Consider the following 13840-nt stretch of genomic DNA (forward strand, 5'->3'; position numbering starts at 1 on the left):
GTATCATCAAATGATGATATCTATTGTTTGTCCTTATTTTTAACAAAAGTTAAAAATAAGGTTTATTGATTAACATCTTGCTTGTTCAGTTTTCAAGGTTCATATATTGGAGCGGGTGAGGAGAATCGAACTCCCGACAACAGCTTGGAAGGCTGTGGTTTTACCACTAAACTACACCCGCGTAGTAATATTAAAATAAGTAATAATATGGTGCGCCCAGCAGAAGTCGAATCCACAACCTTCTGATCCGTAGTCAGACGCTCTATCCAGTTGAGCTATGGGCGCATATTATATATTTGTGATTTTCTTGGTGCGATCGAGAGGACTTGAACCTCCACCGAGTTACCCCGACTAGGCCCTCAACCTAGCGCGTCTGCCATTCCGCCACGACCGCTTCATCACTTATCAAGTAAAAACTATTATAATATACTTTTTACTAATTGTCAAGTAATAAAATGGTGAGTCATGCAGGATTCGAACCAGCGACCCTCTGATTAAAAGTCAGATGCTCTACCAACTGAGCTAATGACTCATAGCTGAAATAACAAAAAGAAAATGGCTGGGGTACCTGGATTCGAACCAGGGCATGACGGAATCAAAATCCGTTGCCTTACCGCTTGGCTATACCCCAATATAAGTGGCGGTTCGAACGGGACTCGAACCCGCGACCTCCTGCGTGACAGGCAGGCATTCTAACCAGCTGAACTATCGAACCAAAAATAATGACCCCTACGGGATTCGAACCCATGTTACCTCCGTGAAAGGGAGGTGTCTTAACCACTTGACCAAGGGGCCATGGCTCCGAAGGTAGGACTCGAACCTACGACCCTCTGATTAACAGTCAGATGCTACTACCAACTGAGCTACTTCGGAATAACCATTATTGTTTGTCGCTTCAATGTGTTATCACCTTGTCGACATTTAATATTATATAAAGCTTTATCTTATTCGTCAATAGTTTTTTTAAAAAAACTTTATTTTTTTAACTTAAGTCTTCCTAAACACTTGCTACAACAGTATTTATCCGTATTCATTCGAATCTTTCTTACATACTGAGTACCACATTTCAAGCATATATACGTGTATTTTTTACTGCTACTTCTATTATTTTCTTTTCTTAAATTAGAGCAAAAACGTGGAGCATTTGCTTGTTTTAAAAGAATCCTAAAATCTGCATCTCTATGTTGATAACCCTTTCCTTCTATATGAAGATGATAATGACATAGCTCATGACGAATAATTCCCTCGATTTCTTTAAGACCATACTGTTTGTAAGCTTGAGGATTTACTTCGATATTATGAGACTTCAACAAATACCTTCCTCCGGTCGTACGTAGTCTCTTATTAAAATAGGCCTGATGTAAAAAAGGCTTATGAAACACATCTTCAGAAATCTTACAAACTAATTGATATAGCTCTTGATCTGTCATAGTATACCTCCAAGCAAAAAATCAATACTCCACAAATGCGGAGTATTGAATAAATAATAATATGATTTTATTTTGATACTCTAAAACAGTTACGCCTCACTAATTTGTTGTAACTCAGGTGGAAGCATTGTTAGCGAAATTCTACCCTTTGCAACCTCTACTTTTTCTACCCAGACTGTTACAATATCACCAAGCGAAACTACGTCTAATGGATGTTTAACATATCCTTTTTTCAATTTTGATATGTGTACAAGCCCATCTTGTTTTACGCCTATATCGACAAATGCACCAAAATCAACTACATTCCGAACAGTACCTTGCAGCTCCATACCTGGTTGTAAATCTTCCATTTTCAAAACATCTTTTTTAAGGAGCGGTTGAGGGAAAGCATCTCTTGGATCTCTTGATGGCTTCATTAATGAATTAATGACGTCCTTTAATGTTACTTCGCCAATTCCCCATTCTTGACTCAATCGTCCAATATCTAAGTTACCAATAGCTTGTTCTGCTTCAGCAGTACCAATTTGTGCCTTATCAATATGCGCTACTTCTAAAATTCGCTTTGCTAAATCATAGCTTTCTGGATGAATGGCAGTTGCATCTAGTGGATTCTTTGCGCTAGGAATACGTAAAAAACCGATGGCTTGTTCATATGTTTTCGCCCCTAGGCGTGGAATTTTCTTCAATTGTGTACGAGCAGTAAATTTTCCATTTTCGCTTCGTACTTTCACAATATTTTCTGCAACTGTTTTAGAAAGACCAGAAACATATTGAAGTAATGATGGTGATGCCGTATTAACATCTACTCCAACTTGGTTTACAGCTGTTTCTACGATAAAAGTTAACGATTCTTCTAATTTTTTTTGAGATACATCGTGTTGATATTGTCCAACCCCTACTGCTTTCGGATCAATTTTCACAAGTTCAGCTAATGGATCTTGTAAACGTCTTGCAATCGATACCGCACTCCGTTGTTCTACATGTAAATCAGGGAATTCCTCTCGCGCAACTTCAGACGCAGAGTAAACACTTGCCCCTGCTTCACTCACAATTACATAAGCTGCATTACTATCAGAGTCTTTTAAGCAATTAGACACAAACTGCTCCGTCTCACGTGAAGCTGTGCCATTTCCTATCGCTATAATAGATATTGGATAACGTGTTAATAGATCATTGAATGTTTTTTTAGATTTTTCCACATCACCTTTTGCAGTATGAGGATATATAACTGAGATTTCTATCATTTTACCAGTGTCATCTACAACAGCAAGTTTACAACCCGTCCGATATGCTGGATCTACTCCAAGTACATATTGTCCTTTCATAGGAGGTTGTAACAATAAGTTTCGTAAGTTTTCGGAGAAAATATGAATAGCTTGCGCCTCTGCTTTTTCAGTCAATTCATTACGTATTTCTCTTTCTATGGATGGTTGGATCAATCGTTTATATGCATCTTCAATTGCTAATTCGACTTGCACAATAGCCGGTGAAGAGGATTGTGGTATCCACTCATTTCTCATAACTTGATGAATACTTTCTACTGGTACTTGAACACTTACTTTCAACACATCTTCTTTTTCACCACGATTAATAGCTAAGACACGATGAGGCACGATTTTGTTTATAGGTTCTTCATATTCATAGTACATTTCAAACACTGCTTTTTCATCCAATTCTGCATTTTTAACAGTCGCTTGAATCTTACCTTTTTGCCATGAAATTTTGCGGATTTTCTCACGAATTGCTGCATCATCTGCAAAACGTTCCGCTAAAATATCACTCGCACCTTGAATAGCTTCCTCAGCATTTTCGACCTTATCATTGATAAATGAAATAGCCAATTCTTGTAAAGGTGTTTTTCCAAAAGTCATTAATAAATCTGCTAATGGTTCTAAACCTTTGTCTTTTGCAATTGTTGCCTTAGTACGACGTTTTTGCTTATATGGGCGATATAAATCCTCAATACGCTTTAATATTGTTGCTTCATTAATTTTTTTCGTTAATTCTTCAGTTAACTTTCCTTGTTCATCAATTAGGCGAATAACCTCTTGTTTACGTTGTTCTAATTGTTGAATATAGTGATATCTGTCTTCGATTGCTTTAATTTGGACTTCATCTAAAGAACCGGTTGCTTCTTTTCGATAACGAGCAATAAAAGGAACTGTATTTGAAGCATCAAGCAATTGAATAACTTGCTCTACTTGATGTGTGCGTATACCTAATTCTGATGCGATTAATTGAAACATTTTTTTATCGTTCATAAGTTCACTACCTCTCCTTAGTGTTTCCTATTTTACCATATTGTGAATTTACACTTCTTCAAAGAGAAAGCATTTTCGCTCTCTTTCCACTAACATACATAATAATCAATACGAACTGTATCCAAAAGAAAAAAGGATTGTCTAAAGTACTTTCGACGACCCTTTTTCAGATTCAAAATAATTATTTAAAAAAATAGGACTCTGTTTAACTCCCTCAGCAAGCATCTTTTTTGTCATTCGCTCACTACCTTAGCCACTTTTTAATCGTAATTATTGTTCCTTCATTTAAGTTTGTACGAATCTCAAACTCATCCATCAGGCGTCTTACACCTGGCAATCCAGCGCCTAATCCTTGTGAAGTTGAATAACCAGTTTGCATAACTTGTTCTACATTATCTATTCCTGGTCCTGAGTCTGATGCAATTATAGAGATCCCAATACAATTCTTTTCTACTATTCTATGTACTTCAATTTTTCCTTGCTCTGCATACAAATATATATTCCTAGCCAATTCACTGATAGCAGTTGTAATTCGTGCTTGATCAACTAAACCAAAGCCAATTGACTTAGCTTTCTTACGTCCAAGCTGGCGTGCGGCAACAATATCCCATTCTGTCAAAATATCTACAGAAGACCCTTCCATTCCTAACTCGCCCCCAAATCACTTATACTTCATAGCTTTCCCACTTGAATCAATTTCATAAATTATCTTCAAGCTTAAAAATACGATCTAAAAGAATCAGATTTTCATGCATACATCGGTATTATAAAATTGACTCCAATACAAAAAATAAAACATTAGCTATTTAACTACATTCTTTTTCTAATTGTATAATATATTTACTAACTTTACACTGTTATTTCAGTAATATTTTTTTGAAACAATATAGATAAATATGTTTAGTTTAGTTGTACGGACATCAAAACAAAAACACCAGAACAACTAATTCTGGTGTTTCAATATGTATGCTATTTAAAATTTTAAAAGCCCTAAACTAATTTCCAAAGCTTCTTCTACTTTTTCCATTAGTGGTCCGTCTAGTTGTGTAATTTTATCAGTCAATCTCGATTTATCAATGGTCCGTAATTGTTCCAATAAAATAACAGAATCTCTTTCAAAGCCATATTTTTTTGCATCAATTTCAACATGTGTAGGTAGTTTTGCTTTTTGAATTTGCGCAGTTATTGCAGCAATAATTACTGTTGGACTAAATCGATTCCCAATATCATTTTGTATAACCAGTACGGGTCTAGTACCACCTTGCTCAGACCCGACTACTGGTGATAAATCCGCAAAAAAAACGTCACCACGTTTTACGTTCAAGTTTTCATCCTCCGCTTACGAGTCGCTCCACCATATGTTCTGCTTCATACTCAACATGTAAGCATTCACTACATATAGATAAGTTAATCTGTGACATTTCTGCATATCCTTTAACCATCGCTTCTCGCATATGATTTTTTTGTGTTGTATGAATAAACCGTTTTGTAGGAATATAAACAAATTCATCTGTATTTTTCGTATTCGTAATTTCTTTATAAGCTTGTTCAATGTTCTCAGAAACCTTTATTTTAGGTAACCGAATCAAGACCTCTTCTATTCTTCTTTGACTCAAAGCCAACACCTCCACAAACCAATCACATTAATACCTCTAACTTACTATCTATCCTATCATTAATAAAAGACATTGAAAAGACAAAATGAGTAAGCATTTGACATATACGTTGATTTTTTTCTGAATTTGTCGACTTATAGAACAATTCACTATTTATATGGTAAAAATGTCGTATCATAAGCTAATAGCACATTACCATACAAGTTACAATTTACTTATAAATTCTTGGTATTCTAGAAGAAAGCATACATGGTATTTCATATACGATTGTATGTAGGCGATCTGCCCATTCTTGTATTCGAATCTCTTCTTGTTGTTGTTTTCCGATTAAAACTACTTTCTCTCCGACAGCCATTTCTCTAGGTAATTTAATCATCATTTGATCCATGCAAATTCTTCCGATAATCGGCGTTCTTTTACCATCTATCAATACTTCCTGACCAGATAGACCACGAATAACCCCATCAGCATAACCTACAGGCACTGTACCAATCCACTCATCTTGTTGAGCTACATAAGTACCACCATAACTAATAGTATCTCCTTTAGTTACTTTTTTAACATGTACTAATTCACTCTCTAACATTAATGCCGGTTCTAGTGGGTAAGGTAAATGTTTTTCAACAAATGGTGATGGTGATAAGCCATACATTGAAATACCAAAACGCACTGCATCAAATTGAACATCTTGTTTGACCAAAGTTGCTGCGGTATTAGCTGCATGTACTAGTCGAGGTTTTGCAGGTAAAGATGCTACTAATTCTTTAAAAATCGCTAATTGGCGGTCATATTGTGATGTATTTTCTTCATCTGCAGTAGCAAAATGAGTGAAAATACCATCTACTTCTATATTATTATCCATTAAAATGGCATCATATACAGCTTTTAATTCTTTTTCTGAACGGACCCCTATACGTCCCATTCCACTATCTACTTTTATATGCACTTTTAATGTTTTTTTAAATTCTTTAGAAAATGATGATACTTCATGAATCCATTGTGGTGAAAATACAGTAAGAGTAATATTAGCGTTCGCTGCGTAAGATGCAAAGCTGACCGGAACAGCCCCTAATATTAATATTGGTGTGTCTTTAATAGACTCTCTAACATGTAATGCTTCCTCTGGTGTCGCAACTGCTAACATCGTTGCTCCTGCCGCTAAAGCTGCTTTAGCAACCTGTATATCACCATGACCGTAAGCATTTGCTTTTACAACTGCAATAATATCTACCTTTGAATGCAAATGCTTACGTAAATTTTTTATATTATCTTGTATTGCTGTTAAATTAATAATCGCTTTTGTGGGACGGAATTGTAGATGCTCAGTCATATTGTTCTAACCTTCTTGTTCGTTTTTTTCTATTATCGTCCCTGAAAGAATTTTGGTCAATTATAATGCTATTTTACTTCACCATTTACCATTGAAGAGGCTACTTCTATTAATTCTTCTTTACTTAAATCGTTTGAGGCAATAAAGAAAGATACGCCATTTGTATCCCATGTAATCGAATGATCTGTAATGGCTCCAATTGTAAATCCTAAATCTGCTGGATCTCCAGGCGAGAATACAGGGATATACAATTGTTCTGCTTTAGTTACTTTTTCTTGAATAATTGTGAAGCTCTTATCTCCTTCAAAAGATAAGAATTTACGTGTACCATTATCCATTTGTAAAGAATCTTCATCTTTTAATTTGACGTTATCCCATTTTAATACCGGATAATATGTTTCAAAATCACCATTATCAGCAGTATCCTCTAAGTTTTGAGAACTGTCAGTGGCTTCTTCAGTTGTATTTCCTGATGTAGCAATTGTCTCCTCACTTGTGTTTGCATTACTTTCTTCTGAAGAAGTTGTACCATTTGTAGATTGTGAATGTTCATCTGAAGAAGATTCTTCAGTCGCCTTTTCTTCTGAAGTATTTTCACTTGTTGTTTTATCATCTGTTGTGTTTCCGTTTGTATTTTCTCCACTTGACGCTTCTTTATCAGTTTCTTCAGTAGACGTCACATCGGTCTTAGCATCTTCTGTTTCAGCCTTGTTATCATTTGATTTTGTAAAATCTTCTACTGCATAGTCAGAAGCTTTTTTAGCAACACCTAAAGAAATCTTTTTAAATGTGATGCGAATTTGTTCTTCATTTGCTTCATTTAAAACAATAACTTTTGATGGTAATAATGTCTTTTTATTAATATAGACTTGTTGTGTTGGAAGAATTTTCGAATGATTGTTACGTGTTTTCGCTTTGAAAATATAAGCGTTTTTCGTTTCCTTCATTTCAGCTGTTTTATCAGCAGCTAAATCGTCAGCTAATGCATTCAACAAATACCCTTGACTATTTTGTTTTGGCCAATCACTTTGGAATTTATACGTTTTTTTCAATGAAGGCGTCACTACAAAAACACCTTCTTCGTTTCGTATAATCATTTGGGAAGTATCTTGACCTTCTTCTGATACAGAAACGCGATAAAATTCAGGTTTCGTATGCCATACATCTACGTCGTATTTTTTTGCCTCTCCTGTTGTCTTAATCTCCATTACCGCTTTTACTTCATAGCCTTTAGCGGCTGTCCATTTCTTGCTTGTCTTTTTTACAACATCCTCTTTTGAATTAGATCCACAAGCTGTTAGTAATAATACTGCTGTAAGACATAGTAGTCCTATTGTGAGAAATTTTCGCAAATCCCCATCCTTTCTACATTTTCCATTATCGTATCCTATGAACGAGCCTTAACATTTATGCGAGCAGAATAACTTGTGCAGCCGCATATTCTTTTGAATGTGTAATACTAACAAAACCCTGAACTAAATTCTCCTTAAAATACAAAATTGGTTGTCCCTGATCATTGGGCAAAATTTCTATATCTTGTAATGCACACTCCTTCCCTATTCCTGTCCCGTTTGCTTTAGAAAATGCTTCTTTTGCTGAAAACCTTCCTGCTAAAAATTCTAGTTGACGTCTTGTTTTTAACTGATTAAAAATTTTTTGTTCTCGTGCTGTTAAAATTTTTTCTTTAAACCTTGGGCTTAGGTCATTTGCTTTCTGTATTCTATTTATTTCTACGATATCTAGTCCAATTCCTTTAATCATTTTTGCTTCTCCTTTTATTCAGTTAATAAAACAATGTATAATAATCTTATTAAAATCGAGGTGAATACATGTTTAATCGAACAGAAAATCTTTCGCAATACATAAAATTATATCCAGTCATTTCAATTTTAATTGCGATCAATATTATTGTGTATCTTCTTGGGATGATTCCTTCACTTGGCTTGAATATTCTAAACCTGGGGGCATCGGTAAATTATTTAATTGCTGACGGTGAATATTGGCGATTAATCACATCTATGTTCATCCATGGCGGTTTCTTTCACTTACTTTTTAATATGTTCTCTTTATATGTATTTGGTCCTGAGTTAGAACGTATTGCAGGTAAGTTGCGATTCTTTACTATTTACTTTATATCTGGATTTATGGGAAATGTTATTTCATATTTAACACAACCATTAAATTATGCAAGCATAGGTGCTAGCGGAGCTATCTTTGGTATTTTTGGTGCATTTGCTGCATTAGTCTACTATACTCGAAAAACAATGCCACAATTGAAGCAAATCATTATGCCGATTATTGTAATTTCGATTATTATGACATTCCTGCAATCAGACGTGAATGGTACCGCACATATTGTAGGGCTCGTTACTGGACTAATTATTGGTCTTTTCGATTTTCACCCCAAAAGAGTTTTAAGATGGATTAAGAGAAATTAAAGTGCGAATAGCTGTTGAGGATTTATAATCTCAACAGCTATTTTTTATTTTGAAGGCTATGAGTGTTTGGTTGATACCATTCAAAAATCCCTTCTAAATTCTCTTGGTCAAAATGCTTAATAGAAGCTACGCTACCAGAAGAACCTGACATAATGTGAACAGTCATAGACCCCAAACTTTTTCTTTTTGCTAAATAACTTTGAGAAAGTGAGATTGCTTGTATACGTTGTTTGAATGTCACAAATGTTGTTTTACTAATACCTCTATATACAACCGTAAGTTGTTGTTCGTTGGCCGCATATCCTGCGCTTTTATATTGCCAAGCACCTAATATTAGCGCTAGCGGTAATATAATAAGAACCCATAAACCATATGGAAATGCGAAATAACTAATGCTTAAAACTATAGGTGTTAGCCAATATAAATACGTTAATAAATATCTACGTTTTGCCCTTTTAGGTGCACGCTCCAACGGTAAATCCCATTGTGTTTCCGGAAATAACTTTTCTAATATTTTAAATGCTAACTGTTTCTTTACAAGTGGTAACAATACAATTTTTCTTTCGCCTTTTTCACCAGAACTTCCAGCGCTTTCAATGACAATAGTTGAGTAGCCAAAAAGTTGTCTGAAAGGGTTTTCCACAATACGAACCCCCTGAATTCGTTTCATCGGTATTGTGATTCTTTTCTTTTCTAATAACCCTTTCGAGATAAATAGCTTATCTTCTTCTTTTTCTACAACAAACTCATAATAGCTTAAAAAAGTTATAACTACAGATACAAACCACGAAATAAGTAAAAATATAAGTACTGCAATAATAACTATTATGGTCCCTAATTTTACGAAAGACTGAAGCTGACCATAAAGCTCATCATATCTTATCCAATCATCAAATTGAGACATAATAGCTGCTAAACCTGAAAAGACTACCCCTATGCCACTAGATGTGGTCGCTAATAATATTAAATCTTTCTTAGACATTCGATGAATAATTGTACGAACGCTTTGATGATTTGGCGAATTATAGAAATCCACACGCTCATTCTGCTCTACTTCACTAAGCTGTTTTTTCGCTTTTTTCATCTCTTTTTCAATTGTATCAGCCTGAACTCGTGTAATTGCAGTTAAGTCAGCTTCGGATTTCCCTCCACTGTCTGCTGCAGTTTCAATACTTACTTTAACTAGTTTTAATGGGCGGTGGAATATACCTTCTTTATAATTCAAGCTTTGAATTCTTTCAAATGGGATATATCTTTTTTTCTTTACAAATAAGCCATATTCAATTCGTAGCTCCTCATCCTCAAACCAGTAGACAAATCGTTTCCAATTGATATAAGAAATTATTAATATCATACATAAAACAAACAGGATTATTACGATAACAATAAGTGTATCTATAAATTGCTTACTAAATGGATTAAATGAATAGTTTAATCCACTTCCTAGCAAAATAATAATTCCTGGTATAACAATGCTTTTTAAACTAGCAAAAAAACTAATCATAATAGTGATAGGGTGCAGTCGATTCACATTTCTAGACATCATCTTCAGCCACCCTTGCTAATTCTGAAATATGTACTCGTAATTGATCAGCTTCTTGCTCTGTTAATGCTGGTATAGTATGCGTAGTTGCAGCAGTAGATATTGACATGCTGGCTAAATGATAGTGTTTTAAAATAGGACCTTGTGAAGTGTCCACATGCTGAACACGTACCATCGGAACGAGCGTACGCTTCACAATAAATAACCCTTGTTGTATCTCAATTTCTTGTTCCCTTACTTCATAACGCCAATGCTCCCATCGAATCTTTGGAAAAAAATATATTCCAAAAACCAAATCAGCAATCATTACAACTATACTAATTAAATAAATCCACTTCGGCCAATCAAAGACATAAGCTAAAACAATTGCTACAATGACAAACACGAGTAAAATAACTGCTTCAATCGCAGCATGAATACGCCATACTGTTAAACCTTTTTTAGGGATTCTGTATTTAGGTTGTGAAATCATTTTCAAATCCTCTCTGTAAGTAGATTAAACATAATTATAGTCCAATAAATTAAATGTTTCATTATCAGTATTTTATGATCATCTTATTTACGAATAACTTTTCAAATAAGTTTCATCGTCCTTAAAAAATAAAAAGGCCTTCAAATCAATTACATGATTTGAAGGTCTTTGTGTGAAACTTATTTTGTTTTGTATTTTAGTCTTCGCTACGACGTGTTTGACGACGTCCACCATCGCGACGTCCTCCGTCACGACGTCCGCCATCGCGACGATTGTTACGTTCACCACGACGACCTCCGCGATCTCCACCACGGCTATTACCTCCGCGGTTACCACGATAACCACCGCGACTACCACTGCGACCATGACCATTTCCACCTGAACGACGCATTGGTAATGGACGTTCTTCTGTAATTTTCACTGGTGTATCATCTGGTTCTTTAGTTAGTGATTTAAGTGCTGCAGCTACTAAATCAATTGCATCATGATTAGCTAATAATCCTTCAGCCATTGCGCGATAATCACTTAAATGATTCTTTTCAACAAGTTCTTTCAAATGTTCCACTGCAAGTGCTTGTTGACCAACTAATGCTTCATCAGCAGTAGGTGGTTTTAATGGAGTCATACGTTTTTTAGTAGTTTCTTCTACAATACGTAAATAACCCATTTCACGTGGTGTTACAAATGTAACTGCTAGTCCTGATTTTCCGGCACGGCCAGTACGTCCAATACGGTGAACATATGACTCTGGATCTTGTGGAATATCAAAGTTATATACATGTGTAACGCCTGAAATATCTAATCCACGTGCTGCAACATCTGTCGCAACTAAGATATCGATTTTATTTTCTTTAAATTGACGTAGTACAGAAAGACGTTTTGCTTGGCTTAAGTCCCCATGGATACCTTCTGCAAGATAGCCACGAATATTAAGTGCATGTGATAATTCATCAACACGACGTTTAGTACGACCAAAAATGATTGCTAGTTCTGGTTGGTGAACATTCAAAAGTCGTGATAGAACATCGAATTTTTCGCGTTCTTGAGCTTTTACGAAATATTGATCGATATTTTCAACTGTCATTTCTTTTGATTTGATTTTTACAATTTCTGGTTCTTTCATGAAAGTTTCAGCAATTTTGCGGATTGGAGCTGGCATTGTTGCTGAGAACAATAATGTTTGGCGTTCTGATGGTACATTTTCTAGAATTGCATTGATATCATCGATGAATCCCATATTTAGCATTTCATCTGCTTCATCAAGAACAAGTGTTTCAACATTTTCAAGTTTTAAAGTATGACGTTTAATATGGTCAAGAATACGACCAGGAGTACCTACAATTATTTGTGGTTTGTTTTTAAGTGCACGGATTTGACGGCTAATATCTTGACCACCATATACTGAAAGAATACGTGCGCGTTTATCATAACCAATTTTATGAAGTTCTTCTGAGCTTTGAATTGCTAGTTCACGAGTAGGGGCAATAATAAGAGCTTGTACTACAGTCTTTTTTGGGTCTACTTTTTCGATTAGTGGAATACCGAAAGCGGCAGTTTTACCTGTACCAGTTTGTGCTTGACCGATAATATCACGGCCTTCTAGAGCATATGAAATAGTACCTTCTTGGATTGGTGTTGCTTCTTCAAAACCCATACGTTTAAGGGATTTTTGAGTAGAAGCACTAATATTTAGTTCTGAAAAATTTGTCAAACTTCTCATTCTCCTTCTTTGCTTATGCATTTGACAAATGGTTACATTTTCAGATGAAAATAGGGCAAATCGAGCCTTATGTTAGGAACGTTTCCGTTACTTATTAAATCTCTGTTATGACAGAGGAATTTTATATGAAAAGGGAAAGCCCGGTCTTTGCCGAGCGGTTCAATTCTTTGTGATTCACACATAAATTTAGAATAAACCGTAATGTTCAAAAAAAAGTACTCTCCATCTTCTCGGAGAGTCTACACAAAATGTATCCATTGCTTTCAATATTCTATCACGGGTAATTCATTCGCGCAATTATTTACTATCATTCAAAATGTTCAGACTATTATTTGCAGCTATAAAGAAATGCTAATGCCTTTTTAAACCATTTTTCTGCATCCTTACAATAACAAATTAAATGCTTCCCTTCTGGTGAAATGATTAATAATTTTTTTCTACTTGCTATTTTATGGTATAGATACGATGCTGTTGTGTAGGGTACCAGTTCATCTTTATCTCCTTGAACAATGCATACAGGCACTTTTATTTTCTCGTAATACGGAGACATTTTATGTACCAAACGGGTAAACTCTTTAACAGCTGATATGGGAACATCTATTACTTTTCTTTCATATAGCCTAAAGAATTCGTTTTCTTTATAATCTCCATGCATAAAATCCAAAAATAAATCATTTAAATCAACAACTAATTGTTTAGTACGAATATACCTTGCAGCAGGACTTAACAGAACGAGTCCTTTTACTTTATATCTTAAAGCTAAATACATGGCGATAATTCCACCCATAGAAAATCCAACGATGAAAATTTCATCTACCTTTTTAGACAGACGTTTATAAGCAATCTCTGCATCCATTAACCAATGCTCTGCCGTGAACAAATCTAAATTTAGTTTTTCACCATGCCCTGATAATATCGGTACCTCTATTGTCCATGAAGTATTTTGTTCAAGATAATCTGAGAATGACTTTATTTCATAGGATCCCCCTGTAAATCCGTGCAATAGTAATACACCTATTTTCACTTATTT

General features: G+C 35.1%; 13 protein-coding genes and 8 tRNA genes. 1 reads left to right on the forward strand and 20 read right to left on the reverse strand.

Translation table 11 applies throughout. From position 1 onward, the window contains the following. Nucleotides 1–107 precede the first annotated feature (107 nt). From D1606_RS10470 to acpS, 16 genes are all read right to left on the reverse strand, one after another. Nucleotides 108–181: transfer RNA gene (locus tag D1606_RS10470), tRNA-Gly, on the reverse strand. A gap of 27 nt (nt 182–208) precedes the next feature. Beyond that, nucleotides 209–285 (reverse strand) — tRNA-Arg (locus tag D1606_RS10475). Nucleotides 286–308: 23 nt separating this feature from the next. After that, nucleotides 309–394 (reverse strand) — tRNA-Leu (locus tag D1606_RS10480). Between the two features lie 62 nt (nt 395–456). Next, a tRNA-Lys gene (locus tag D1606_RS10485) sits at nt 457–532 on the reverse strand. 24 nt (nt 533–556) lie between these two features. Further along, nucleotides 557–631 (reverse strand) — tRNA-Gln (locus tag D1606_RS10490). Between the two features lie 7 nt (nt 632–638). Next, nucleotides 639–715, reverse strand: a tRNA-Asp gene (locus D1606_RS10495). Nucleotides 716–723: 8 nt separating this feature from the next. Next, nucleotides 724–795, reverse strand: a tRNA-Glu gene (locus D1606_RS10500). Nucleotide 796: 1 nt separating this feature from the next. Continuing rightward, nucleotides 797–873: transfer RNA gene (locus tag D1606_RS10505), tRNA-Asn, on the reverse strand. Nucleotides 874–974: 101 nt separating this feature from the next. Then, complete coding sequence (locus D1606_RS10510; protein WP_119415965.1) at nt 975–1430, reverse strand: SprT family protein; 456 nt, start codon at nt 1428–1430, stop codon at nt 975–977. Between the two features lie 89 nt (nt 1431–1519). Next, entirely contained in the window at nt 1520–3691 is a 2172-nt protein-coding gene (locus D1606_RS10515) for a Tex family protein (RefSeq protein ID WP_119415966.1), read from the reverse strand. A gap of 244 nt (nt 3692–3935) precedes the next feature. Beyond that, complete coding sequence (locus D1606_RS10520) at nt 3936–4334, reverse strand: anti-sigma regulatory factor (RefSeq protein ID WP_119415967.1); 399 nt, start codon at nt 4332–4334, stop codon at nt 3936–3938. Between the two features lie 330 nt (nt 4335–4664). Then, nucleotides 4665–5015, reverse strand: coding sequence for a type II toxin-antitoxin system PemK/MazF family toxin (locus D1606_RS10525; RefSeq protein WP_119415968.1), 351 nt, complete (start codon nt 5013–5015; stop codon nt 4665–4667). A 4-nt stretch (nt 5016–5019) separates the two neighbouring features. After that, nucleotides 5020–5307: a transcriptional regulator gene (locus D1606_RS10530; RefSeq protein WP_233548075.1), complete on the reverse strand. Its 288-nt coding sequence runs from the start codon at nt 5305–5307 to the stop codon at nt 5020–5022. Between the two features lie 211 nt (nt 5308–5518). Further along, entirely contained in the window at nt 5519–6637 is a 1119-nt protein-coding gene (alr, locus tag D1606_RS10535; RefSeq protein ID WP_119415970.1) for an alanine racemase, read from the reverse strand. Nucleotides 6638–6705: 68 nt separating this feature from the next. Next, nucleotides 6706–7989 carry an outer membrane lipoprotein carrier protein LolA gene (locus tag D1606_RS10540; RefSeq protein ID WP_119415971.1) on the reverse strand — a complete coding sequence of 428 codons (1284 nt, stop codon included), beginning with the start codon at nt 7987–7989 and terminating at the stop codon, nt 6706–6708. 55 nt (nt 7990–8044) lie between these two features. Further along, nucleotides 8045–8398, reverse strand: coding sequence for a holo-ACP synthase (acpS, locus tag D1606_RS10545; RefSeq protein ID WP_119415972.1), 354 nt, complete (start codon nt 8396–8398; stop codon nt 8045–8047). Nucleotides 8399–8466: 68 nt separating this feature from the next. On the opposite strand from acpS, the gene D1606_RS10550 reads away from it, so the two are divergent. Then, entirely contained in the window at nt 8467–9075 is a 609-nt protein-coding gene (locus D1606_RS10550) for a rhomboid family intramembrane serine protease (RefSeq protein WP_119415973.1), read from the forward strand. A gap of 37 nt (nt 9076–9112) precedes the next feature. Here the strand turns inward: D1606_RS10550 and D1606_RS10555 are convergent, their stop codons facing one another. From D1606_RS10555 to D1606_RS10570, 4 genes are all read right to left on the reverse strand, one after another. Continuing rightward, nucleotides 9113–10618, reverse strand: coding sequence for a PH domain-containing protein (locus tag D1606_RS10555; protein ID WP_158582359.1), 1506 nt, complete (start codon nt 10616–10618; stop codon nt 9113–9115). After that, nucleotides 10611–11090 carry a PH domain-containing protein gene (locus D1606_RS10560; protein ID WP_119415975.1) on the reverse strand — a complete coding sequence of 160 codons (480 nt, stop codon included), beginning with the start codon at nt 11088–11090 and terminating at the stop codon, nt 10611–10613. Before D1606_RS10560 ends, D1606_RS10555 begins: the two co-directional genes overlap by 8 nt. Before the next feature lie 196 nt (nt 11091–11286). Next, nucleotides 11287–12801 (reverse strand): degradosome RNA helicase CshA, encoded by a 1515-nt coding sequence (cshA, locus tag D1606_RS10565; RefSeq protein WP_119415976.1) that lies wholly within the window; start codon nt 12799–12801, stop codon nt 11287–11289. A gap of 337 nt (nt 12802–13138) precedes the next feature. After that, on the reverse strand, nt 13139–13834 hold the full coding sequence (locus D1606_RS10570; protein ID WP_119415977.1) for an alpha/beta hydrolase: 696 nt from the start codon (nt 13832–13834) through the stop codon (nt 13139–13141). Nucleotides 13835–13840: the final 6 nt, after the last annotated feature.

Origin of the sequence: Rummeliibacillus sp. POC4 (assembly GCF_003576525.1) — a bacterium.
In the GTDB taxonomy this organism is placed as follows: Bacteria; Bacillota; Bacilli; order Bacillales_A; family Planococcaceae; genus Rummeliibacillus.